The organism is Rhodococcus sp. NPDC003322 (genome assembly GCF_053589555.1).
Genome location: NZ_JBSFSC010000003.1, coordinates 115277 through 139049, shown reverse-complemented (window position 1 = coordinate 139049; position 23773 = coordinate 115277). Strand labels below are relative to the sequence as shown.

General features: G+C 69.0%; 22 protein-coding genes and 2 tRNA genes. 11 read left to right on the top strand and 13 right to left on the bottom strand.

Annotated elements, in window-relative coordinates:
• Positions 1-13 precede the first annotated feature (13 nt).
• Positions 14-1225, top strand: a complete 1212-nt coding sequence (locus ACWDUM_RS12865) for an acetyl-CoA C-acetyltransferase (RefSeq protein WP_450134284.1) — start codon at positions 14-16, stop codon at positions 1223-1225.
• A 61-nt stretch (positions 1226-1286) separates the two neighbouring features.
• On the opposite strand, the gene clpX is transcribed toward ACWDUM_RS12865, so the two are convergent.
• From clpX to ACWDUM_RS12840, 5 genes are all read right to left on the bottom strand, one after another.
• On the bottom strand, positions 1287-2564 hold the full coding sequence (clpX, locus tag ACWDUM_RS12860) for an ATP-dependent Clp protease ATP-binding subunit ClpX (RefSeq protein ID WP_450112079.1): 1278 nt from the start codon (positions 2562-2564) through the stop codon (positions 1287-1289).
• Positions 2565-2812: 248 nt separating this feature from the next.
• On the bottom strand, positions 2813-3475 hold the full coding sequence (locus tag ACWDUM_RS12855) for an ATP-dependent Clp protease proteolytic subunit (protein ID WP_450112078.1): 663 nt from the start codon (positions 3473-3475) through the stop codon (positions 2813-2815).
• A 41-nt stretch (positions 3476-3516) separates the two neighbouring features.
• On the bottom strand, positions 3517-4146 hold the full coding sequence (locus tag ACWDUM_RS12850; protein WP_450112077.1) for an ATP-dependent Clp protease proteolytic subunit: 630 nt from the start codon (positions 4144-4146) through the stop codon (positions 3517-3519).
• A 174-nt stretch (positions 4147-4320) separates the two neighbouring features.
• Positions 4321-5685, bottom strand: a complete 1365-nt coding sequence (gene tig, locus ACWDUM_RS12845; RefSeq protein WP_450134283.1) for a trigger factor — start codon at positions 5683-5685, stop codon at positions 4321-4323.
• 78 nt (positions 5686-5763) lie between these two features.
• Positions 5764-5840 (bottom strand) — tRNA-Pro (locus ACWDUM_RS12840).
• A 153-nt stretch (positions 5841-5993) separates the two neighbouring features.
• On the opposite strand from ACWDUM_RS12840, the gene ACWDUM_RS12835 reads away from it, so the two are divergent.
• Positions 5994-6067: transfer RNA gene (locus ACWDUM_RS12835), tRNA-Gly, on the top strand.
• A 16-nt stretch (positions 6068-6083) separates the two neighbouring features.
• Here ACWDUM_RS12835 and ACWDUM_RS12830 read toward each other — a convergent pair.
• The gene (locus ACWDUM_RS12830) at positions 6084-7133 is read right to left on the bottom strand and encodes an Lrp/AsnC family transcriptional regulator (protein ID WP_450134282.1); all 1050 of its coding nucleotides are present in this window, start codon (positions 7131-7133) and stop codon (positions 6084-6086) included.
• Positions 7134-7250: 117 nt separating this feature from the next.
• On the opposite strand from ACWDUM_RS12830, the gene ACWDUM_RS12825 reads away from it, so the two are divergent.
• The 4 genes from ACWDUM_RS12825 to ACWDUM_RS12810 all read left to right on the top strand — a co-directional run bounded on the left by ACWDUM_RS12825 (position 7251) and on the right by ACWDUM_RS12810 (position 11704).
• Complete coding sequence (locus tag ACWDUM_RS12825; protein WP_450134281.1) at positions 7251-8603, top strand: flavin-containing monooxygenase; 1353 nt, start codon at positions 7251-7253, stop codon at positions 8601-8603.
• Positions 8590-9522 (top strand): bile acid:sodium symporter family protein, encoded by a 933-nt coding sequence (locus ACWDUM_RS12820; protein WP_450134280.1) that lies wholly within the window; start codon positions 8590-8592, stop codon positions 9520-9522. The genes ACWDUM_RS12825 and ACWDUM_RS12820 overlap by 14 nt, the downstream gene beginning before the upstream one ends.
• The gene (locus tag ACWDUM_RS12815; protein WP_450112072.1) at positions 9519-10475 is read left to right on the top strand and encodes an SDR family oxidoreductase; all 957 of its coding nucleotides are present in this window, start codon (positions 9519-9521) and stop codon (positions 10473-10475) included. Before ACWDUM_RS12820 ends, ACWDUM_RS12815 begins: the two co-directional genes overlap by 4 nt.
• Positions 10476-10567: 92 nt before the next feature.
• Positions 10568-11704 carry a nitronate monooxygenase gene (locus ACWDUM_RS12810; RefSeq protein WP_450112071.1) on the top strand — a complete coding sequence of 379 codons (1137 nt, stop codon included), beginning with the start codon at positions 10568-10570 and terminating at the stop codon, positions 11702-11704.
• 2 nt (positions 11705-11706) lie between these two features.
• Here ACWDUM_RS12810 and dinB read toward each other — a convergent pair whose 3' ends face one another.
• Positions 11707-12942 (bottom strand): DNA polymerase IV, encoded by a 1236-nt coding sequence (gene dinB / locus ACWDUM_RS12805; protein ID WP_450134279.1) that lies wholly within the window; start codon positions 12940-12942, stop codon positions 11707-11709.
• A gap of 164 nt (positions 12943-13106) precedes the next feature.
• On the opposite strand from dinB, the gene ACWDUM_RS12800 reads away from it, so the two are divergent.
• Positions 13107-13934: a DUF1542 domain-containing protein gene (locus ACWDUM_RS12800; RefSeq protein WP_450134278.1), complete on the top strand. Its 828-nt coding sequence runs from the start codon at positions 13107-13109 to the stop codon at positions 13932-13934.
• A gap of 52 nt (positions 13935-13986) precedes the next feature.
• Here the strand turns inward: ACWDUM_RS12800 and ACWDUM_RS12795 are convergent, their stop codons facing one another.
• Positions 13987-14784 carry an Fpg/Nei family DNA glycosylase gene (locus ACWDUM_RS12795; RefSeq protein WP_450134277.1) on the bottom strand — a complete coding sequence of 266 codons (798 nt, stop codon included), beginning with the start codon at positions 14782-14784 and terminating at the stop codon, positions 13987-13989.
• Positions 14785-14789: 5 nt separating this feature from the next.
• Complete coding sequence (locus ACWDUM_RS12790; RefSeq protein WP_450134276.1) at positions 14790-15269, bottom strand: ribose-5-phosphate isomerase; 480 nt, start codon at positions 15267-15269, stop codon at positions 14790-14792.
• A gap of 98 nt (positions 15270-15367) precedes the next feature.
• On the opposite strand from ACWDUM_RS12790, the gene ACWDUM_RS12785 reads away from it, so the two are divergent.
• On the top strand, positions 15368-16213 hold the full coding sequence (locus tag ACWDUM_RS12785; protein ID WP_450134727.1) for a M48 family metallopeptidase: 846 nt from the start codon (positions 15368-15370) through the stop codon (positions 16211-16213).
• 65 nt (positions 16214-16278) lie between these two features.
• Positions 16279-17457 carry an acyl-CoA dehydrogenase family protein gene (locus ACWDUM_RS12780; protein ID WP_450134275.1) on the top strand — a complete coding sequence of 393 codons (1179 nt, stop codon included), beginning with the start codon at positions 16279-16281 and terminating at the stop codon, positions 17455-17457.
• 70 nt (positions 17458-17527) lie between these two features.
• Here the strand turns inward: ACWDUM_RS12780 and ACWDUM_RS12775 are convergent, their stop codons facing one another.
• Positions 17528-18151, bottom strand: coding sequence for a DsbA family oxidoreductase (locus ACWDUM_RS12775; RefSeq protein ID WP_450134726.1), 624 nt, complete (start codon positions 18149-18151; stop codon positions 17528-17530).
• 133 nt (positions 18152-18284) lie between these two features.
• Between ACWDUM_RS12775 and ACWDUM_RS12770 the strand changes: the two genes are divergently transcribed.
• On the top strand, positions 18285-19517 hold the full coding sequence (locus ACWDUM_RS12770; protein ID WP_450134274.1) for an NAD(P)/FAD-dependent oxidoreductase: 1233 nt from the start codon (positions 18285-18287) through the stop codon (positions 19515-19517).
• A gap of 77 nt (positions 19518-19594) precedes the next feature.
• Complete coding sequence (pepN, locus tag ACWDUM_RS12765; protein WP_450134273.1) at positions 19595-22174, top strand: aminopeptidase N; 2580 nt, start codon at positions 19595-19597, stop codon at positions 22172-22174.
• Between the two features lie 62 nt (positions 22175-22236).
• Here the strand turns inward: pepN and ACWDUM_RS12760 are convergent, their stop codons facing one another.
• From ACWDUM_RS12760 to ACWDUM_RS12750, 3 genes are read right to left on the bottom strand one after another with little or no spacing between them, the layout of a single operon-like run.
• The gene (locus ACWDUM_RS12760) at positions 22237-22710 is read right to left on the bottom strand and encodes a DUF5130 domain-containing protein (RefSeq protein ID WP_450115912.1); all 474 of its coding nucleotides are present in this window, start codon (positions 22708-22710) and stop codon (positions 22237-22239) included.
• Entirely contained in the window at positions 22697-22960 is a 264-nt protein-coding gene (gene ctaJ, locus ACWDUM_RS12755) for an aa3-type cytochrome oxidase subunit CtaJ (RefSeq protein WP_450115911.1), read from the bottom strand. Before ctaJ ends, ACWDUM_RS12760 begins: the two co-directional genes overlap by 14 nt.
• Before the next feature lie 57 nt (positions 22961-23017).
• The gene (locus ACWDUM_RS12750) at positions 23018-23677 is read right to left on the bottom strand and encodes an HNH endonuclease (RefSeq protein ID WP_450115910.1); all 660 of its coding nucleotides are present in this window, start codon (positions 23675-23677) and stop codon (positions 23018-23020) included.
• Positions 23678-23773 lie beyond the last annotated feature (96 nt).

The following is a 23773-nucleotide window of genomic DNA, read 5'->3' as shown; positions in this document are numbered from 1 at the left end:
GTGAGGACCCACCATGATCGACGCCGTCATCTGTGAACCGCTGCGCACCCCGGTCGGCCGGTTCGGAGGCGTGTTCAAGGACATCGCCCCGGAATCGCTTGCCGCGACGGTGATCACCGAACTCGTCACCCGCACCGGCATCGACGGCTCGCAGATCGACGACGTCATCCTCGGCCAGGCATCCCCCGGCGGCGACGCCCCCGCGATCGGCCGGATCGCCGCCCTCGACGCAGGACTCGGCATCGACGTGCCCGGACTCCAGGTCGACCGCCGCTGCGGATCCGGACTGCAGGCCGTCGTCCAGGCCTGCATGCAGGTCGCCACCGGCGCCTCCGACCTGATCCTCGCCGGCGGCACGGAATCGATGAGCCAGGCCGAGTTCTACGCCACCGGGATGCGCTGGGGTGTCAAGGGCGACGGCGTCGCCCTGATGGACCGCCTCGCGCGGGCCCGGGTCACCGCAGGCGGCAAGAACTTCCCGGTCCCGGGCGGCATGATCGAGACCGCCGAGAACCTGCGCGCCGAGTTCTCCATCAGCCGCGCCGACCAGGACGCCCTCGCCGTCCAGTCGCATCAGCGCGCGGTCGCCGCCCAGAAGGACGGACGTTTCGCCGACGAGATCGTCGGAGTTCCGGTCCCGCAACGCAAGTCGGATCCGATCGTCGTCGACACCGACGAGCACCCCCGCTCCGACACCTCCGTCGAGTCGCTCGCGAAGCTGAGGGCCATCCGCGCCGGTGTCGACCCCGAGTCCACCGTGACCGCGGGCAACGCGAGCGGCCAGAACGACGGCGCCGCGGTGTGCATCGTCACCACGTCGGAGAAGGCCGCCGCGCTGGGACTGCGCCCCCTCGCTCGGCTCGCGAGCTGGGCGGTCGCCGGGGTGGCGCCGCGGACGATGGGCATCGGGCCGGTCCCCGCGACCGAACGGGCTCTGGGCCGGCTCGGGCTCACCCTCGCCGACATGGACGTCATCGAACTGAACGAGGCGTTCGCCGCGCAGGCCCTCGCCGTGCTGCGGACCTGGGACCTCGACCCCACCGACCCGCGGCTGAACCCGAACGGCTCCGGCATCTCCCTCGGCCACCCCGTCGGGGCGACCGGCGCCCGCATCCTCGCCACCCTCCTGCGCGAACTCGACCGGCGCGAGGGCCGCTACGGTCTCGAGACCATGTGCATCGGCGGCGGGCAGGGCCTCGCCGCCGTCTTCGAGCGGCTCGGCTGACCCCCTCCAACGACGAAGGCGCCCCCACCAGGTGGTGGGGGCGCCTTGTCGTTTCCGGCTGCTACGCCGACTTGTCGCGGCGCTCGCGGTCCGGCTTGCGCGGGACGATCGTCGGAAGCACGTTGTCGTTGACGGTTTCGCCGGTCACGACCACCTTGGCGACGTCGTCGCGGCTCGGGATGTCGTACATCACCGGCAGCAGGACCTCTTCCATGATCGCGCGCAGACCGCGGGCACCGGTGCCGCGCAGGATCGCCTGGTCGGCCACCGCCTCGAGCGCGTCCGTGGTGAACTCGAGCTCCACACCGTCCATCTCGAACAGTCGGGTGTACTGCTTGACCAGCGCGTTCTTCGGCTCAGACAGGATCTGCACCAGCGATTCCTTGTCCAGGTTCGTCACCGACGCGACCACCGGGAGACGGCCGATGAACTCGGGGATCAGACCGAACTTGATCAGATCCTCCGGCATCACCTCGGCGAAGTGGTCCTGGGTGTCGATCTCCGCCTTCGAGCGAACCTCGGCACCGAAACCGATGCCGCGCTTGCCGACCCGATCGGAGACGATCTTCTCCAGACCCGCGAACGCACCGGCGACGATGAACAGCACGTTGGTGGTGTCGATCTGGATGAACTCCTGGTGCGGATGCTTGCGTCCACCCTGCGGCGGCACGCTCGCCTGCGTGCCCTCCAGGATCTTCAGCAGCGCCTGCTGCACGCCCTCACCGGACACGTCGCGGGTGATCGACGGGTTCTCCGACTTGCGGGCGATCTTGTCGACCTCGTCGATGTAGATGATGCCGGTCTCGGCGCGCTTGACGTCGTAGTCCGCCGCCTGGATCAGCTTGAGCAGGATGTTCTCGACATCCTCGCCGACGTAGCCTGCCTCGGTCAGTGCGGTCGCGTCCGCGATCGCGAACGGAACGTTGAGCATCTTCGCGAGCGTCTGCGCCAGGTACGTCTTGCCGCAGCCGGTCGGGCCGAGCATCAGGATGTTCGACTTCGCCAGCTCGACGGTCTCCCCGCGCACGTCGCGGCCCTTGTCGCCGGCCTGGATGCGCTTGTAGTGGTTGTAGACCGCGACCGCGAGGGTCCGCTTGGCGGCGTCCTGTCCGATCACGTAGTTCTCGAGGAAGTCACGGATCTCGGCCGGCTTGGGCAGCTCGTCGAGCTTGACCTCACTGGACTCGGCGAGCTCTTCCTCGATGATCTCGTTGCACAGGTCGATGCACTCGTCGCAGATGTACACCCCGGGCCCCGCGATGAGCTTCTTCACCTGCTTCTGACTCTTGCCGCAGAACGAGCATTTCAGCAGGTCTCCGCCGTCACCGATGCGTGCCATCTCGTCAGGTCCTACTTCCTTCTCAGCTGCACTCGCTACGGGTGCTGACCGTTCCGGGCCGGCTGTTCGAGCTGCTGGTTGGGCTGATGTCGCGGGCCCTCGCCCGGCGCGGGCGAAACCCCTGACTGTGACCGTACCCGCCCAGCCGGAACGGGGTCGACTTGTTGACCGTGTTTCGCGCCGACCCGCCCTACCCGTTACAGGTCAGGGCGGGTCGGCACCAGTGCGTCACAACAGCGCGGAAGACGTCACTTCTGCGCGGAGAGCTTCCGGTAGGCCAGGACGTCGTCGATGATCCCGTACTCCTTGGCCTCGTCGGCCGTCAGGATCTTGTCGCGGTCGGTGTCCTTGCGGATCACCTGCGGGTCCTTGCCGGTGTGCCGGCCGAGGGTGTCCTCCATCAGGCGACGCATGCGCTCGATCTCCGCGGCCTGGATCTCGAGGTCCGAGACCTGGCCCTGGATGCCGCCGGTGGCCGGCTGGTGGATCAGCACCCGCGCGTTCGGCAGCGCGAGCCGCTTGCCGGGGGTGCCTGCGGCGAGCAGCACCGCCGCCGCCGACGCCGCCTGCCCCAGGCACACGGTGGTGATGTCGGCACGCACGTACTGCATGGTGTCGTAGATCGCCATCAGCGCGGTGAACGAACCACCGGGCGAGTTGATGTACATCGTGATGTCGCGGTCCGGATCCTGCGACTCGAGCACCAGCAGCTGCGCCATCAGGTCGTTCGCGGACACGTCGTCGACCTGGTTGCCCAGGAAGATGATCCGCTCCTCGAACAGCTTGTTGTACGGGTCGGAGGTCTTCACGCCGTAGCTGGTCTGCTCGGTGAACTGCGGCAGGATGTAGCGGGCCGACGGGCCGGCCGGGGCGGTGCCCGAGAGCGCGCGGGGGTTGTACAGGTTGGTCATCTGCTTCTCCAGGAAGGGTAGGGGCGTCGGACGGGCGGCGGCTAGTTGTTGCCGGTGCCGCCGGCCTGCCGCGCGCGGGAGATGACGTGGTCGACGAAGCCGTACTCCTTGGCCTCGGTCGCGGTGAACCAGCGGTCGCGGTCCGAATCCTCGGTGATCTGCTCGACGGTCTGACCGGTGTGCTCGGCGATCAGCTCGGCCATCTCACGCTTGGTGTGGGCGAACTGCTCGGCCATGATCGCAATGTCGGACGCGGTGCCCCCGATCCCGGCGGACGGCTGGTGCATCATGATCCGTGCGTGCGGCAGGGCGTACCGCTTGCCCTTGGTGCCCGCGGACAACAGGAACTGCCCCATCGACGCGGCCAGGCCCATGCCGAAGGTCGCGATGTCGCACTCCGCGAACTGCATGGTGTCGAAGATCGCCATGCCTGCCGTCACCGAGCCACCCGGCGAGTTGATGTAAAGCGAGATGTCGCGCGTCGGGTCCTCGGCCGAGAGCAGCAGGATCTGGGCGCACAGCTTGTTCGCGATGTCGTCGTCGACCTGGGTACCGAGGAAGATGATGCGTTCACGGAGCAGCCGCTCGTACACCGAGTCGCTGAGGTTCAGACCTGACGTGGCCGAAGTCATGGCGGGGCCCTGCGAAGCCGCCGGGTTCTGTGAAGTCACGGTACCTGCCTTCTCGATCGCTGAGTTTGCTCGATCACTGGAGTTTCTCGGTCGCGGGTTCTCGATCGCTCGAGTCGTCACGATCACTGAAACGTTGCTTCCTGACACAGACACTAACGAACAGGGACGGCCCCGGAGTCCCGGTGCCGCCCCTGTTCGCTGATGGCGTGAAAACTAGCTCTCGTCGGAGTCGGCCGACTCGTCCGCGCCGTCCTCGTCAGGGCTGCCGAACAGCTCCTTGGTGTCGACGGTGGCACCGGTGGTGTCGGTGACCGCGAACTTCTCGACGACCGTGGCCAGCGCCTTGCCGCGGCGCACGTCCGCGAACACCGCGCCGAGCTGACCGGCCTGCTGGATCTGCTGGATGAACTGATCCGGCGACATGCCGTACTGCTGCGCCTGGAAGAGGATTCGCTCGGTCAGCTCCTGCTGGCCGACGTTGGTGCCCTCGGCCTCGGCGATCGCGTCGAGCAGCAGCTGTGTCTTGACGGACTTCTCGGCCGCGGCCTTGGTGTCGTTGTCGAACTCCTCACGCGAGGAACCCTGCGCCTCGAGCAGCTCGCCGAGCTTGGCCTCGTCGTGGTCGAGCGCGTGGATCGCGTCGTGCAGCGCGGCGTCGACCTCCGCCTTGACGACGGCCTCGGGCAGCGGGACCTCGACGGTCTCGAGCAGCGTCTCGAGCACCTTGTCGCGGATCTGGCCGGCCTGCTCGACCTTCTTCACCCGGGCGACGCGCTCACGCAGATCAGCGTTCAGCTCCTCGAGGGTGTCGAACTCGCTGGCCAGCTGGGCGAACTCGTCGTCGGCCTCGGGCAGCTCACGCTTCTTGACGGTGTCGACCTTCACGGTCACCACGGCCTCCTTGTCGGCGTGCTCGCCGGCAACCAGCTTGGTGGTGAACTCCTTCGACTCGCCGGCCTTGAGCCCGACGACGGCCTCGTCCAGGCCCTCGATGAGCTGGCCGGAGCCGACCTCGTGGGACAGGCCGGTGGTGGAAGCCTCCGGGACGTCCTCACCGTCGACGGTGGCGGACAGGTCGATGGAGACGAAGTCGCCCTCTTCGACGGCGCGGTCGACGCCAACCAGGGTGCCGAAACGCTGGCGCAGCGACAGCAGCTGCTCGTCGACGGCCTCGTCGGTGACCTCGATCGGGTCGACCTCGACAGCGAGGGCCGTGAAGTCGGGCAGGGTGATCTCCGGGCGGACGTCGACCTCGGCGGTGAACGCGAGCTCCTGACCGTCCTCGATCTTGGTGATCTCGATCTCGGGCTGGCCGATGACCTTGATCTCGCCGGCCGTCACGGCCTCGGTGTAGCGAGCGGGAAGCGCGTCGTTGACGACCTGCTCCAGGACGGCGCCGCGGCCGACACGGGCCTCGAGCAGCTTCGCCGGAGCCTTGCCCGGACGGAAGCCGGGGAGACGGATCTGCTGGGCGAGGGCCTTGTACGCCTTGTCGAAGTCGGGCTTGAGCTCCTCGAAGGGCACCTCGACGTTGATACGGACCCGCGTCGGGCTCAGCTGCTCGACGGTGCTCTTCACGGACATGCTCCTTCGTGTGGTCTATCCGGTCTGCGGGCACCCGGTCTTCGGATGCCCGCGTCTTCTTCATGTTGTCCCTGGTCGGGGTGACAGGATTCGAACCTGCGACCCTCCGCTCCCAAAGCGGATGCGCTACCAAGCTGCGCCACACCCCGTCCGTTCGCGAAGCACCGACACCGCGATCGAAACCGCGGCATCCGCACCGAGTGGGAATCCTACGACCACCCGATTGGCGAATCCAAAGCGAGGTTATGTACAGTCTCCAACGCAGACGGCAGTCATGGCGATCCCAAGATGTCGTGTGCTTCGGGGATGTAGCTCAATGGTAGAGCCCTAGTCTTCCAAACTAGCTACGCGGGTTCGATTCCCGTCATCCCCTCCAGCAGGGAGAAGGCCCGTCACCGTCGAGGTGACGGGCCTTCGTCGTTTCCCCACACGTCCGGCACCACCGAGCGCACCCGCCTGCCCCGCTCGTCGAGCACGTGCCCAAGCAGTTTGTGCAGACGCAGGACCACCGACCGGTCACGAACCTCGAGATCCGGGTATCCGTCCGCCAGTCGCTGCTCGAACGCGCCGAGGTCGCCGACCGACCTGAGCCACACCTGGGCGACAAGGTTGTTCGGGCCGTGCAGGGCGAAGCAGTTGCGCACCTCCGGCTCGCGACTGAGGCGACGTCCGGTGTCCTCCAGTCCGGCGGGCGGCACCCGCCCCCAGAAGGTCGCGAGGACCGCGTATCCCGCGAGCGGGCGCGCGAACTCGCACCGCATGGTGACCAGTTCGAGTTGCAGCAGTCGGTCGAGCCGGCGCCGCGCGGCGGGTGCGCTGATCCCCACTCCGGCCGCGAGGTCGGTCAGCGACGTCCGTCCGTCCTGCGAGAGCATCCGGAGCAACGCCCTGTCGGCCTGCGACATCGCGGGGGCGCCGATTCCTCCCCCGGACCTGCGGGCGGCAGGCAGTGTGGAGCGCTCCTCCGGTCCGAGCGCGTTCAGACGCCATCGACTGCCCTCGGTGAACCACTGCGTGATCAGCCGTGTCCGGACCGATTCGACGCCGTCGACCGCCGCGACGAATTCGAGCGCGAACCGGGACATCGCCGCGAGGTCGGGGGCGCCGGCCGTCACCAGCAGGTCGTCGTCGCCGCTCGCCCGCTCGACGGTGACCGCAAGTGTGTGGTCGAGCATCGCCTCGGCCACCGCGGTTCCCCGGTCCGGACTGCACCTGATCTCGAGGAAGGCGGTGCAGAGTTGCCGGAACACGCTCGCGGCCGGCGACACCGTGATCCACGCGTTGCCCGCCCCGGCGAGCCGCTGCCAGCGGCGGGCCAGGGTCACCGGGTCGAGGTCGAGCGCCCCGGCCAGCTGCGTCCACGACGCCCGCGGCGCGAGTTGGAGTGCGTTGATCAGCCGGAGGTCGACCTCGTCGATGCCGCCGTCAGTTTCCTGCGTCATAGCCAATTATTCTCACGGTTTCCTGCAAATTGTGGACACCGTCGCAGCGAACGGGACGATTCACCGACGCGCCGGATCCGCGGATCCGGCCCATCGGCACGAAAGGCCCGGGTGATCATGTCCACACCACCGCCCACGAGCACCGACGACCGCTACGCGCTCATCGGAGCCGGACCGTCAGGCCTCGCCGCCGCCCGCAACCTGTCCCGGCTCGACATCGCGTTCGACGGATTCGAGTCGCACTCGGAGGTCGGTGGACTCTGGAACATCGACAACCCGCGCAGCACGGTCTACCACTCCGCACATCTCATCTCGTCGAAGACGACGACGCAGTTCACCGAGTTCCCGATGCCCGACAGCGCCGCCGACTATCCGGGACACTCCGAGTTGCGCGAGTACTTCGAGGCGTACGCACTCCGGTTCGACCTGCATCGGCACTTCCGCTTCGGCACGACCGTGGTCCGCGTCGAACCCGACGGCGACCACTGGATGGTCGACACCGAGGCCGACGGCCGCCGCACGACCGCCCGCTACCGCGGGGTGATCATCGCCAACGGCACCCTCTCCGAGCCGAACGTTCCGGCCTTCCCCGGCGCCTTCGCGGGCGAGGTCATGCACACCAGCGCCTACAAGGATCCCCGGATCTTCGACGGGAAGAGGGTGCTCGTGGTGGGGGCAGGCAACAGCGGCTGCGACATCGCCGTCGACGCCGTGCACCATGCCCGGGCGGTGGACCTCAGCGTCCGCCGCGGGTACCACTTCGTGCCGAAGTACGTGTTCGGGCGACCCGCCGACACCGTTGGGGGCCGCGCGCAGTTGCCGCCCTGGCTCAAGCAACGCGTCGACGGGCGACTGCTGCGCATGTTCACCGGCGACCCCGTCCGGTTCGGTTTCCCGGTGCCGGATCACCGGATCTACGAGTCGCACCCGGTCGTGAACTCGCTGATCCTGCACCACCTCGGGCACGGCGACGTCACCATCCGCCGCGACATCGCCCGGTTCGACGGCACCGCCGTCCACTTCGTCGACGGAGACCGCCGCGACTACGACCTGGTGATGTGCGCGACCGGCTACCGGTTGCACTACCCGTTCATCGATCCCGAACACCTGGACTGGGCCGGTCGGGCCCCGTCGCTGTACCTGAACATCGCCTCGCGGCGGCATCGCAACCTCTTCGTGCTCGGCATGGTCGAGGCATCCGGCATCGGCTGGCAGGGTCGGCACGAGCAGGCCGAACTCGTCGCGAAAGTGATTCGCGCGCAGGAGGAGTCCCCGCACGCCGCCGCCGAGTTCGCGGCCCGGGTGGCGGGACCGAGGCCGGATCTCAGTGGCGGCTATCGGTACCTCGAACTGGACCGGATGTCGTACTACGTGAACAAGGACGCGTACCGCCGCGCCGTCACCGAGCACATCGCGCGCCTGGACACCGCGGCCGCCCTCCCGAAGGGAGCCGATCATGCCGATCGATGACGTGGTGCTGAACTTCAACCCGACGTCGCTGACCCTGCTCAACGTCGTCCTCGCCGCGATCATGTTCGGGATCGCCCTCGACACCACGGTCGACGACTTCCGCGCCGCTCTGCGGATGCCACGCGCGATGGCCGTCGGCATCACCGCGCAGTTCCTGCTGCTCCCCGCGGTGACCTACCTGCTCACGCTGGCACTGAATCCGCCGCCGTCGGTCGCGCTCGGCATGATCCTGGTCGCGTGCTGCCCACCCGGCAACATCTCCAACGTGCTCACGCACCGCGCGAAGGGCAACGTCGCCCTGTCGGTGTCGATGACCGGCATCTCGAACGTGCTGGCGATCTTCCTGATGCCGCTCAACATCGCCTTCTGGGGCAGCCGGCAGGCCGAGACCGACGCGCTGTTGCGCTCGGTCTCGCTGAGCCCGGCCGCGATGCTTGCCGACATCGCCCTGATCATCGGTGTCCCGTTCGCCATCGGTCTGCTGCTGGCGAACCGGCGGCCTGGCTGGGCGGCCGCGGCCGAACCCTGGGTCAAGAACCTCTCGTTGCTCGCACTGCTTGTGTTCATCGCCGCCGCGCTCGCCGGGAACTTCTCCGTCTTCGCCGCGCACATCGGGGTCGTCCTGGTCGCGGTGTTCCTTCACGACGCGGCGGCCCTGGCGCTCGGCTACCTGTGCGGGACCGCGACCGGACTCGACGAGTACAGCCGGCGGGCGGTGACGTTCGAGGTCGGCGTCCGCAACGCCGGGCTCGGCCTGGGCCTGGTGTTCACGTTCTTCGACGGCCTCGGTGGCATGGCCATCGTGGCCGGCTGGTGGGGCATCTGGGACATCGTCGCCGGGCTCGTCCTGGCGAGCGCGTGGGCGCGACGTCGCACCACGAACAGGGACACCACGAACAAGGAAGGGGTTCCGGCATGACCGTGACTGTCACGGGCGGTAGCGGATTTCTCGGGCGGTCGGTGGTTCGCGGGCTCCGCGACGCCGGCGCGCAGGTGATCAGCGTGGACCTGCGCCCGCCCGCCGAGCAACTGGACGGCGTCGTCTACCGGACCGCCGACGTGTGCGACCCGGCGTCGCTGACCGCGACGCTGACCGAACACCCCAGCACGGCCGTCGTGCACCTGGCCTCCATCGTCAACCCCGGCAGGTCGACGACCCGCGAGCAGGAGTACCGCGTCGACGTCGACGGCTCGCGCAACGTCCTCGAGGCGTGCGTGGCACACGGCGTCCGGCGGATCGTCGTGTCCTCCAGCGGGGCCGCGTACGGCTACCACGCCGACAATCCACCCTGGATCACCGAGGTCACGCCGCTGCGCGGCAACGACAGCTTCGCCTACAGCCGGCACAAGCGTCTCGTCGAGGAGATGCTCGCCGAGTACCGACGCGACCATCCCCACCTGGAGCAGACGGTGTTCCGGATCGGCACCATTCTCGGTGCCGACGTGGACAACCAGATCACCGCGCTGTTCGACAAGAAGCGGCTGCTCAAGATCCGCGGCAGCGACAGTCCGTTCGTCTTCGTCTGGGACGAGGACGTCTCGGCCGCGATGGTGCAGGCCGTCACCGGCACCCGCACCGGGATCTTCAACGTCGCCGGGGACGGCGCGATGACGATCGACGAGATCGCCGAGACACTGGGCAAGCCCACGCTCGCGGTCCCGGCGGCCGCGGTCCGCGCTGGGCTGGCCGTCGGCAACGCGCTGGGGCTGACCGTGCACGGACCGGAACAGACGAAGTTCCTGCAGTACCGTCCCGTGCTCAAGAACGACCGCCTCAAGTGCGTCTTCGGATACACGCCGCGGTACACGACCAGGGAGGCGTTCGCGGCGTGGCGGGCGGCGCGCGCCGGACGGACCCTGGCAGTCGACTGAGAACGATGCGCAGACCGCCCCAATCCGGAAGCCGCTCCACTTAAGGTGGAACATGTTTCAGTCTGCCATCCGCCTCAGTGAAGGAATGTCGTATGCACACCCCGCTTTGCGACGAACTCGGCATCGAGTTCCCCATCTTCGCGTTCACCCACTGCCGTGACGTCGTCGTCGCCGTGAGCAAGGCCGGCGGCTTCGGCGTGCTCGGCGCGGTCGGGTTCACTCCCGAGGAGCTCGAGATCGAACTGAAGTGGATCGATGAGCACATCGGCGACCACCCGTACGGCGTCGACATCGTCATCCCGAACAAGTACGAGGGCATGGACTCGAACCTGTCCGCCGACGAGCTCACGAAGATGCTCCAGTCGATGGTGCCGCAGTCCACCCTCGAGTTCGGACGCAAGATCCTCACCGACCACGGCGTGCCCCTGCCCGACGACGGCAGCGAGAACGCGTTGCAGCTTCTCGGCTGGACCGAGGCCACGGCGACCCCGCAGGTCGAGGTCGCGCTGCAGCACCCGAAGGTCACGCTGATCGCGAACGCCCTCGGCACGCCGCCTGCCGACATGATCAAGCACATCCACGACGCGGGCCGCAAGGTCGCGGCGCTGTGCGGCTCGCCGTACCAGGCCCGCAAGCACGCGGACGCCGGCGTCGACATCATCATCGCGCAGGGCGGCGAGGGTGGCGGCCACTGCGGCGAGGTCGGCTCGATCGTGCTGTGGCCGCAGGTCGTCAAGGAGGTCGCACCGGTTCCGGTGCTCGCCGCGGGCGGCATCGGCAGCGGTCAGCAGATCGCCGCGGCGCTGGCCCTGGGCGCCCAGGGCGCCTGGTCCGGCTCGCAGTGGCTGATGGTCGAGGAGGCCGAGAACACCACGGTCCAGCAGCAGGCGTACATCGACGCCTCCAGCCGCGACACGGTCCGCAGCCGCTCGTTCACGGGGAAGCCGTGCCGCATGCTGCGGAACGACTGGACCGAGGCGTGGGAGACGGAGGGCAACCCGGAGCCGCTCGGCATGCCGCTGCAGTACATGGTGTCCGGGATGGCCGTCGCCGCCACCCACAAGTACCCGGACGAGACCGTCGACGTCGCGTTCAACCCGGTCGGCCAGGTCGTCGGCCAGTTCACCAAGGTCGAGAAGACCTCCGCGGTGATCGAGCGGTGGGTGCAGGAGTACCTCGAGGCCACCGGCACCCTCGAGCAGCTCAACGAGGCGGCCGCGAACGCCTGATGTCAGTCGGGAAGGATCGGGACGCTCTGGCCCCGATCCTTCCCGAGCAGCGCGGCCCGTGTGACGGCCACCGCGCCGAAGCGATCCCGCACCGAGTCGAGTGCGGTGTCGAGGGCGGTGACGTCCCGCGGCGCCCGCTCGGGCGCCCCGGCCTCGGCGTCGAACGGCAGCGCCAGCTGCTCGGCGCCCTCGCGGTCGAGATTGGTCAGTGCGACCCCGATCAGAGTCAGCCCCTGACCGAGGATCAGCGGCCGCGCCTGGTCCAGCAGGGCCCGCACCGCCGACAGGATCGTCTCGGTGCGCGCCGTCGCCTGCGGCAGCGTGAACGAGCGGGTGGCTCGGGTGAAGTCCGCGAACCGCATCCGCACCACCACGGTGCGGCAGACCCGGCCTGCTCGGCGGAGTCGACGGGTGACGCGGTCGACCAGCGCCGCGGCGAGGACGTCGATCTCATCCTGGGATCGCGGCCTGCGCCCGAGGGCGTGCTGGGCGCCGATGGAGCGTCGCCGGGTGACCGTCTGCACGCGGCGCGGGTCCCTCGCCCAGGCCAGCGCGTGCAGGTGTCGTCCCGCCGCCTGTCCCACCACGGCGGCGAGCTCGCGTTCCGGCAGTGCCGCCATCTGCCCGACCGTGGCGATGCCGTAGTCACGGAGCTTGCGCGAGGTCACCGTGCCGACACCCCACAAGCGCTCGACCGGCAGCGGGTGCAGGAACTCGAGCTCGCGCTCGGGCGGGACGAGCAGCAACCCGTCCGGCTTGCCGACGGCGCTGGCCACCTTGGCGAGGAACTTGGTGCGGGCGATCCCGACGGTGATCGGCAGCCCGACCTGTTCACGGACCTCGCGCCGGAGCCGGGTCGCGATCTCGAAGGGGCTGCCGGACACCCGGCGCAGTCCCCCGACATCGAGGAACGCCTCGTCGATCGAGATGCCCTCCACCAGCGGAGTGGTGTTCCGGAAGACCTCGAACACGGCCTTGCTCGCCTCCGCGTACGCCTTCATCCGCGGCCGCACGACCACGGCCTGCGGGCACAGCCGCAGCGCCTGGGCGCCGTTGCTCGGAGTCCGCACGCCGAAGGCCTTCGCCTCGTAGCTGGCGGCGAGGACCACCCCGCCGCCGACGATCACCGGCCTGCCGCGGAGCGACGGGTCGTCCCGCTGCTCGACCGACGCGTAGAAGGCGTCGAGGTCGGCGTGCAGGATCGACGCCTCAAGCCTTTCGGAGTTGGACACGAACACATGTTCGCATCGACCACCGACAGCTCCGGTGTTTCACGATCGGTGAACAGGAGGCGGCGTCAATTCACCGGTATCCTGTGATTGTCCGATTTGTCCCTGTGCTCGAATCACCGCCCCGCCGCGTTCGCAAGCGTGTCGGGCCTGGTTCGACTGGAAGGTCTCGCGTGGAACTCCTCCTGATCCTCGTCGTCCTCGGCGCCGTCGTCTACCTGGTCATGAAGAGCCAGAAGAAGACCGCCGGGCACACCGCAAACCAACTCGAGGACGCCAAGGCCGACGCCCGGCAGTCGATCGAGCGGCTCGGCGGGCAGGTCTACAACCTGACCGGCACCGACGACGCCTCCAAGCAGGCACTCGCCGACGCCTCCGAGCGCTACACCGCGGCAGGCTCGCAGATCGAGCAGGCCAACACCCCGGCACAGGCACGCCTGGCCAAGCAGACCGCGCTCGAAGGCCTCTACTACATCCGCGCCGCACGGACCGCGATGGGCATGGACCCCGGCCCCGAGGTGCCCAGCATCGACGGGCAGAAGTCCGCGGGCCAGGTCACCGAGGACCGGCAGATCGAGTTCGAGGGCCGGCAGGTCTCGGCGTCGCCGAACCCGTCCGCGGCCACCCCGAACTACTACCCCGGCGGCCGGGTCGCCGGCCGCCCGGTCCCGGCCGGCTGGTACTCCGAGCCGTGGTGGAAGCCGGCGCTGGTTGCCGGCGCGTGGGGCCTCGGCTCGATGATGCTGTTCTCCGCGATGTTCAGCGGCATGTCCGGCGTCCCGTATGACGCCCAGGCGTTCGAGAACGGCTACGGCGACGGCTACCAGGACGGACTGGAGGCCGGCGGCGGCGACGGTGGCGACATGGGCGGTGACGCCGGTGACGCCGGTGGCGACATGGGCGGCGACGCCGGTGGCGACTGGGGCGGAGACATGGGCGGCGGCGACTGGGGCGGCGGCGGCTTCGACGGCGGCGGTTTCGACGGCGGCTTCGACTTCTGAGTCACGAACAACGGCAGCGGCCCGGGTCCTCGGACCCGGGCCGCTGTGCGCGTCAGGCGGGCTGACAGGTCGGGCACCAGAAGAGGTTGCGGCCCTTCATGACCGCGTGTAGGACGGGCGTACCGCACACCCGGCACGACTCCCCCACGCGCCGGTACACATAGGTCCGGGGCCGGTCCACCGCATACGAAGGTGCGCCGTGGTCGTGCTCGGGACGCACCACGTGCATGACGCCGGCGTCCACACCGACGGCCATCAGCGCGACCAGGTCGGCCCAGATCCCGTCCCACTCGCCGCGGCTCACCTTCGCCCCGGGACGCTCGGGGTGGATGCCGTGCCGGAACAGAACCTCGGCGCGGTACACGTTGCCGACACCGGCGAGCACCGCCTGATCCATCAGCAACGACCCGATCGCGGTCTGGGACTTGGAGATCCGGCGCCACGCCCGGTCGGGGTCGGAATCGGAACGCAGCGGGTCGGGGCCGAGTCTGCCCACGAGCGCACGCAATTGGGGCTCGTCGTAGATCTCACAGGCCGTCGGGCCGCGAAGATCGGTACCGATGTCGGCACCGACCATGCGCATCCGCACCTGCCCGACAGGCTCACCCATCGGCAGTGGCAGGTCGGTGAACTTGCCGTACAGGCCGAGGTGCACGTGCACGATCCGGCCGCCCTCGTAGTGGTGGAGCAGGTGCTTCCCGACGGCCTCGGCCCGTTCGAGGACGCGCCCGTCGACGGCTGCCGCGCCGGCCTCGAACCGGCCCTGCGGGCTGGACACACGAACGGGAGCACCGGCGAAGTGTCGCTGGTGCTCCCGCGCGAGTCGATGGAGGGTGTGCCCCTCGGGCATGCGTGTTAGTTCTCGACGCCCGGGACGGCGGGGGCGACGCCGGTGCGCTCGTACTCGGCGAGGATGTCGATGCGACGCTGGTGGCGCTCCTCCTCCGACCACGGGGTCGCGAGGAACGCGTCGACGATCGCGAGCGCCTCCTCGACCGAGTGCATGCGGCCGCCGATTCCGATCAGCTGGGCGTTGTTGTGCTGACGCGCGAGCTGCGCGGTCTCGACACTCCACGCCAGCGCGCAGCGGGCGCCGGGCACCTTGTTCGCCGCGATCTGCTCGCCGTTACCACTGCCACCGAGCACGATGCCGAGGCTGCCCTCGTCCTCGACGACGCGGCGCGCGGCGTCGATGCAGAACGCCGGGTAGTCGTCGAGGGCGTCGTATTCGTGCGCCCCGCAGTCGATGGCCTCGTGCCCGTTCGCGATCAGATGGTCCTTGATGGTGTTCTTGAGCTCGAAGCCGGCGTGGTCGGCACCCAGGTATACGCGCATGGCCCAATTCTGACAGGTCTGCAACCGGGCGAACGAGGCGCCCACGCCTACAGTCGGAACACATGGAGCAGTACACGCCCGCACCGGGACACGCACCCATGCCCCCGATTGCGCCGGGTTTCCCACCGCCGCAAGTGGTTCCACCCCGCGGACTGTCTCCGTGGGGGATGCCGGCCCGGCACCGGTTCGAGAATCCGCTGCTCGTCCTCGCGGTCGGGGTCACCGCAATCGCGTACCTGACGGCGCTCGGCATGCTGCTGAGCGGCAGTCTCGACTACGTGGCGATGCTCCTGCTGGCAGCCCCGGTTCTGGTGTACCTCGCACGGGGTCGGATGTACGCGGCGCAGCGTGTCAACGGCGTGAAGATGTCGCCGACACAGTTCCCCGACGGATACCGGATGCTCGTCGACGCCGCAGCTCGCTTCGGCATGGCCGAGGTGCCGGACGGCTACGTCGTTCTCGGGAACGGCCAGATCAACGCGTTCGCCTCCGGACACGGGTTCCGTCGGTACGTGGTGGTCTACAGCGACCTGTTCGAGGTCGGCGGGCAGGCCCGCAACCCGGAGGCCCTGGCGTTCATCATCGGCCACGAGGTGGGGCACATCGCTGCGGGGCACGCCTCCTACTGGCGTCAGCTCGGGATGTTCGCGTCGAACTACATCCCGGTGCTCGGCTCGGCGCTCTCACGGGCGCAGGAGTACACGGCCGACAACCACGGCCTGTGCTACCGGCCCGACGGCGCCGCCGGGGCGATCGGGGTCATGGGCGCAGGCAAGTACCTGCTTGGACTGGTCGGCTTCCACGAGATGGCCGACCGCGCACGCACCGAGACCGGATTCTTCCCCTGGCTGGTGAACCTGCTCGCCGGCCATCCGGTGCTCACCTGGCGGGCAAGTGCTCTCCGGGACCGGTCACGGCACGGGCGAGTGTTCTTTCGCCCCTAACCAACTAGAACGTGTTCTAGTATTCCGGAGGAAGCGGACCACCGACGTCAGAGATGAGGGAAGTCATGGGGCAGGTCCTGGATCGGATCGAGCAGTACGCGGACGAGATCCGCGCGGACGGGGTCGAGGGCGACAAGCTGATGCGCCTGACCGACGCCAGCGCCAAGCGGTTGAAGGATGCCGGCGTGATCCGGATGCTGCAGCCGAAGAGTCACGGAGGCCTGGAGGTGCACCCGCGGGAGTTCGCCGAGACCGCGATGGCGATCGGCGCGATGGACGGCGCGACCGGCTGGGTCAGCGGCATCGTGGGCGTGCACCCGTGGGAGATGGCGTTCTTCGATCCGAAGGCGCAGGAGGAGGTCTGGGGTCAGGACCAGGACACCTGGATCGCGTCACCGTACGCGCCGATGGGTGTCGCGGTGCCGACCGATGGCGGCTACATCCTCAACGGCCGCTGGTCCTTCTCCTCCGGCACCGACCACTGCCAGTGGGTGATGATCGGCGCGATGGTCGGCGATCAGAACGGCAAGCCGCAGATGCCGCCGAAGATCCTGCACGTGCTGCTGCCGCGCAGCGACTACGAGATCGACCAGGACAGCTGGGACGTCGTCGGCCTGCGCGGCACCGGCAGCAAGGACCTGATCGTCAAGAACGCATTCCTTCCCGAACACCGGACCATCGACTCCGCGACGGTGTACGACGGCACCGCACCGAAGAACGCCGGCCGGCCCGAGACGCTGTACAACTTCCCGTTCTCGTGCATCTTCCCGCTCGGCATCACCTCCTCGCTGATCGGCATCGCCGAGGGCGCCCTGGCGATCCACATCGCCACGCAGAAGAACCGGGTGGCGATCACCGGCGTGCCGATCAAGGAGGATCCGCACGTGCTGTTCGCGATCGGTGAGGCTGCCGCGGAGATCGCCGCTTCCCGCGCCGCGATCCTGGAGACGGTGGACCGCTTCTGGGACATCACCGACAGCGGCAAGGAGGTCACCTTCGAGCAGCGGGCCGTCGGCAGGCGCACCCAGACCGCCGCCGCGTGGCGTGCGGTGCGGGCAGTGGACGAGATCTTCGCCCGTTCCGGTGGTGGCGCGCTGCAGAACAAGCTGCCGCTGCAGCGGTTCTGGCGCGACGCGCACGCCGGCCTGTCACACGCGATCCACGTGCCGGGCTCGATCTTCTACGCGTCCGCGCTCTCCGAGCTCGGTGGCGAGCCGCAGGGCATCCACCGCTCGATGATCTAGGCGGCCGCGCCACCTGTGCGCGCTTCCGGTGGCCCTGGCCACCGGAAGTGCGCACAGGCGCGAAGCGCCGCTACTCGAAGGACGGGCCCTCGGTGCGGGTGCGCTTGAGCTCGAAGAAGTGCGGGTAGGACGCCATCGCGACGACGCCGTCCCAGACCCGGCCCGCGTCCTCGCCGCGCGGGATCCGCGAGAGCACCGGACCGAAGAACGCCACCCCGTTGACGTGGATCGTGGGCGTGCCGACGTCGTCGCCGACCGCGTCCATACCGGCCTTGTGGCTCGCGCGCAGCGCCTCGTCGTGGACGTCGGTGTCGGCGGCGGACGCGAGATCGGCGGGCAGCCCGACCTCGGCGAGGGACTCGGCGATCACCACACCGAAGTCCTTGTTGCCCTCGCTGTGGATCCGGGTGCCCATCGCGGTGTACAGCGGGCGGAGCACCTCGTCGCCATGCGCCTGCGCGGCCGCGATCGCGACGCGGACCGGGCCCCACGCCTTCTCCATCATCGCGCGGTACTCCTCCGGGAGGTCCTTGCCCTCGTTGAGCACCGCGAGGCTCATCACGTGGAACCGAGCGTCGATGTCGCGAACCTTCTCGACCTCGAGAATCCAGCGGGAGGTGATCCAGCACCAGGGGCACAGCGGGTCGAACCAGAAATCGGCGGTGTCCTTCTGCAGGTTCTCGCTCACTCGCATCTCCATCACTCGTCGGTGGGAACAGTCGTCCTGTGGGATCAACCAACACCTGCCGCGTTTGCTTCCCGCCCACCGCGGCCGGGCAGTACGGTCGACAGGTACGGACGTACCCGCGGATCCCGGAGGGTGACCGATGTCAACGAGCCGGACCTTTGCCATCGTCGGCGGTGGGCTCGCCGGCGCCAAACTCGCACAGGCACTGCGAGAGAAGGACTTCGACGGCCGGATCGTTCTGTTCTGCGCGGAGGAGCACCTGCCGTACGAGCGGCCGCCGCTGTCGAAGGACCACCTGATCGGCGGCAAGCCACTCGCCGACTTCACCGTGCACCCCTCCGACTGGTACCGCGACCACCACATCGACCTGCGCCTGGGCACCACCGTCACCGCGCTCGACCCGGCGGCCCACACCGTCACGCTCCCCGACGGCAGCACCGTTCACTACGACAAGGCGGCGCTGGCCACCGGTTCCCGACCGCGACGGCCCCCGATCCCCGGCTCCGACGCCGACGGAGTGCACTTCCTGCGCACCGTGGACGAGTCCGACGCGCTCCTCGCGACACTGCGGCACGGCGCTCGACTGGTGATCGTCGGTGCCGGATGGATCGGCCTCGAGGTCGCCGCCGCCGCCCGCGGACACGGCGCCGTGGTGACCGTGGTGGAGACCGCGCCGCTCCCGCTGCTGGGGGCGCTCGGTCCCGAGATGGGGACCCTGTTCGCCGAACTGCACCGCGAGCACGGTGTGGACCTGCGCCTCGAGAGCGCGGTGGACGCCGTCGTCGTCGCCGGCGGGCGCGCCACCGGGGTGCGCCTGGGCACCGGCGAGGTGGTCGATGCGGACGCAGTGCTGGTCGCGGTCGGCGCGCAACCGAACGTCGAACTCGCCGAGAGCGCCGGTCTGGCCGTCGACGGGGGCGTCCTCGTCGACGCGTCCCTGACCACCAGCGACCCCGATGTCGTCGCGATCGGCGACATCGCCGCCCAGCAGCACCCGGTGCTCGGCGCCCGGATCCGCGTCGAGCACTGGGCCAACGCCCTCAACCAGCCTGCGGTCGCGGCCGCGACGATGCTCGGGCACCCGGCCGAGTACACGAACCTGCCGTACTTCTTCACCGACCAGTACGAACTGGGAATGGAGTACGTCGGGTACGCCCCGCACGGGTATGCGCGGGTGGCGGTCCGTGGTGACGCCGCCCGGCACGAGTTCGTCGCGTTCTGGCTCGACGGGGACAACCGGGTGCTGGCGGGAATGAACGTCAACGTCTGGGACGTCACCGACGACGTCAAGGAACTCGTCGGCTCCCGGCAGCCCGTGGACGTCGATCGATTGACCGATCCGGCGGTCGCGCTGGACGACGTCTTCGGGTGAGCGGTCGATCGCGTCGCCCGCGCGTGATGGGATAGGGGTCGTCCGTTACCGAATCCAATCCCGAGGAGCGTCGAAACGTGGCCCCACCGAACCTGACCCGCGAGCAGGCAGCAGAGCGCGCGGCGCTGCTGACCGTCGACAACTACGCCGTCGACCTGGACCTGACCGACGGTGCCGGGGCCCCGGGCGAGAGCACGTTCCGCTCCCGCACCACGGTCACGTTCGACGCCTCCGAGGGCGGCGCGACGTTCATCGACCTGATCGCGAAGACCGTGCACTCGGCCACCCTCAACGGCCTCCCGGTCGACATCTCCGGCTACTCGGAGGAAACCGGGATCGCGCTCACCGGCCTCGCGGCCCGCAACGAGCTGGTGATCGACGCCGACTGCCTGTACACCAACACCGGCGAGGGACTGCACCGCTTCGTCGACCCCACCGACGACGCGGTGTACCTGTACTCGCAGTTCGAGACCGCGGACGCCAAGCGGATGTTCGCGTGCTTCGACCAGCCGGACCTGAAGGCCACCTTCGACATCCGGGTCACCGCGCCGGTGGCCTGGAAGGTGATCTCGAACGCCGCGACCGTCGAGACCCTGGTCGCGACGCCGGGTGAGCACCACTTCCGCACCACCCCGCGCATGAGCACCTACCTGGTGGCACTGATCGCCGGACCGTACGCGCAGTGGACCGACTCGTACTCCGACGAGCACGGCCACATTCCGCTCGGCATCTACTGCCGTTCCTCGCTCGCCGAACACATGGATGCCGAGCGCCTGTTCACCGAGACGAAGCAGGGCTTCGACTTCTACCACCGCAACTTCGGGATTCCGTACGCGTTCGGAAAGTACGACCAGCTGTTCGTGCCCGAGTTCAACGCGGGCGCCATGGAGAACGCGGGCGCGGTGACGTTCCTCGAGGACTACGTCTTCCGGTCCAAGGTCACCCGCTACTCGTACGAGCGCCGCGCGGAGACGGTGCTGCACGAGATGGCGCACATGTGGTTCGGCGACCTGGTCACGATGAAGTGGTGGGACGACCTGTGGCTCAACGAGTCGTTCGCCACCTTCGCGTCGGTGCTGTGCCAGACCGAGGCCACCGAGTACACCAACGCCTGGACGACCTTCGCGAACGTCGAGAAGTCATGGGCGTACCGGCAGGACCAGCTGCCGTCCACCCATCCGATCGCCGCGGACATCCCCGACCTCGCCGCCGTCGAGGTGAACTTCGACGGCATCACCTACGCGAAGGGCGCGTCGGTGCTCAAGCAGCTCGTCGCGTACGTCGGGCTGGAACCGTTCCTGGCGGGACTGCGTGCCTACTTCGCCGAGCACGCCTACGGCAACGCCACCTTCGACGACCTGCTCGCTGCCCTGGAGCGCTCATCGGGACGCGACCTGTCCGACTGGGGTGCGCAGTGGCTCAAGACGACCGGCCTGAACATCCTGCGGCCCGAGTTCGAGGTGGACGCCGACGGCAACTTCACCTCGTTCGCGGTGCTGCAGGACGGTGCCGCACCCGGGGCGGGCGAGACGCGCGTGCACCAGCTCGCGATCGGCATCTACGACGACGGCCCGCACGGCAAGCTGGTCCGCACCGAGCGCATCGAACTCGATATCGAGGGTCCGCGCACCGAGGTTCCCGAGCTGGTCGGCAATGCCCGCGGCAAGCTGGTGCTGGTCAACGACGACGACCTGACGTACTGCTCGGTACGGCTCGACCCCGAGTCGCTCGCGACCGCGATCGCCCGGATCGGCGACATCGTCGACCCGCTCCCCCGCACGCTGGTGTGGTCGGCGGCGTGGGAGATGACCCGGCAGGCCGAGCTCAAGGCGCGTGACTTCGTCGCCCTCGTGCAGCGCGGCATCGGCGCCGAGACCGAGGTCGGTGTCGTGCAGCGGCTGCTGATGCAGGCGCACACCGCGTTGGCGTCCTATGCCGAACCCGGCTGGGCCACCGAGGCCGGCTGGCCGGATTTCGCGAACCGGCTGCTCGAACTGGCCCGAGAGGCAGAGGCCGGCTCCGACCACCAGCTCGCGTTCGTCAACGCGCTGACCGGGGCGCAGCTGTCGCCGTGGCACACCGAGGTGCTGGCCGAACTGCTGGACGCCGCGCCGGAAACGGTCGGCCTGCCCGGACTGACCGTCGACACGGACCTGCGCTGGCGCGTGGTGACCGCGCTGGCGGCGGCCGGTGAGGTCGACTCGGAGGGTCCCGAGTCGCCGTTCATCGACGCCGAGGCGCAACGCGACCCGACCGCGGCCGGGGCACGGGCGGCGGCCGCGGCGCGGGCGGCACGCCCCCAGGCCGCCGTCAAGGAGCAGGCGTGGGCGACGGTCGTGGGCGACGACTCGGTCGCGAACATCACGGCGCGGTCCATCATCGGCGGCTTCGCCGGGCCCGGCCAGGGCGAACTGCTGGAGCCATTCGTGGCGCGCTACTTCGCCGACATCGCCGGCGTGTGGGAGCGCCGCTCGAGCGAGGTCGCGCAGACGGTGGTCGTCGGGCTGTACCCGGCGTGGTCGATCAGCGAGGGTTCGGTGGCCGCGGCGGACGCGTTCCTGGCCGGCGAGCATCCGCCGGCGCTGCGCCGCCTCGTCGTCGAGGGCCGAGCCGGCATCGTGCGGTCCCTGGCCGCCCGCGCGTTCGACGCCGAATAGCCGAAAAGGGGTGTCCCTCGCCCGATCGGGCGAGGGACACCCCTCTGGTCGAGACTGCGCTGCTACGGCTTGGCGATGGCCGCGCTCATCACGCGGATCGCGGAGATCAGGCCGTCGATCAGGTTGTTGTCGGCGAACGACGACACGGCCGCCGTCACACCGAGCTGCGCGACACGGTCGGTGACGCGGTCGGCCACGTCCTTGCCGGAACGCACCTCGATGACCCGCTGGTTCGGGGAGACCGCGATGAGCACGGAACGCTCCGCCTCGGGGGTGTTCGGGAACAGCTCGGTGACTCCGGCGGCCGGGTCCGTGCCGAGCGGGCCGACGTACGCGTTGAAGCGCACCTTCGTCGCGCGGGTCGCGTCGGTCAGCGCATCGTCGAGCGCGACGAGCTCGTCGGTGTCGAACGGGAGCGCGGTGTCGAGCGGCTCACCGACCCGGTGCACCGCGGACACGCGACCGCTGGAGGTCACCGCCGACCCCACCGGAAGATCGGCCTCGATCACTGCCGGGAAACGGTTACCACCTGCCACTTGCCGAACCTCCGATCAGATCTGCCGAACCGGCCTCGATCGCCGCGTGTCCACCGTGGTGTCCGGGGCGGGTCGTCACCTCGTCAGTGGCGGACCAGAGCACCGGCTCGTGGGTCCACTTCTTGTCCAGGGTGTAGCGCGGGGGCTTGGGACTTGGATCACGCGTGGCCGGATAGCACAGCCCCGCGATGATCGCGATGACGACGACGGGAATCCCGACGAAGATCAGCGTTGTCTCGAGAATGCTCACCCGGCAAAGGTAGCCCACTGGCAGCCAAAATGTGCTCTCGGCCCCGGGAAAACCGGCTCAGGCCGCACCCTCTCCGAGATACCGGAGCCACAGTGGATCGAGTTCCTTCGTCGCGGCGAGCAGCCGCCAGTGCTGACCCTTCGGCGGGGCCAGCGACGCGCGCAGCGTCCACCCGAGCTCGCTGAGCAGTTTGTCTGCTTTGCGGTGGTTGCAGGGGGCGCAGCAGGCGACGCAGTTCTCCCACGAGTGCTCGCCGCCGCGACTGCGGGGGATCACGTGGTCGATGGTCTCCGCCTTGTCGCCGCAGTAGGCGCACCGGAATCGGTCACGGTGCATCAGGGCGGCGCGGGTCATCGGGATACGCGCCCGATACGGCACGCGCACGTACTTGCGGAGCCGGATCACGGACGGCACCTGCACCGAACAACCGGCGGAGTGGATGACCTGCCCGAGCGGATCCTCGTGCACGGAATCGGCCTTGTCACAGACCAGCAGCACGACCGCGCGGCGGATGGGGAGTGCGGTGAGAGGTTCGTAGGTCGCGTTGAGCAGCAGCACCCGACGCTTCACCCAGGAGGGAACCGCATCCTCTCCGGGGTGCGAGGGTCTGTTGCCCTCGTCGATCGCATACAGCGGGGAAGCCCCCGACACCGGCCTGTCACGGGCGTCGGCGGGCTCGAGTTGTCGGTGCGTGCGGGTGCTGTGTCGGTGCTTCATGCGACCTCCGGAGAACGACCTGTCCCAGTTGACCACGGATGACGCGCCGACGCACGTGCATTTGTGCCACCGAATACGGGACATTCGGTGAACGGA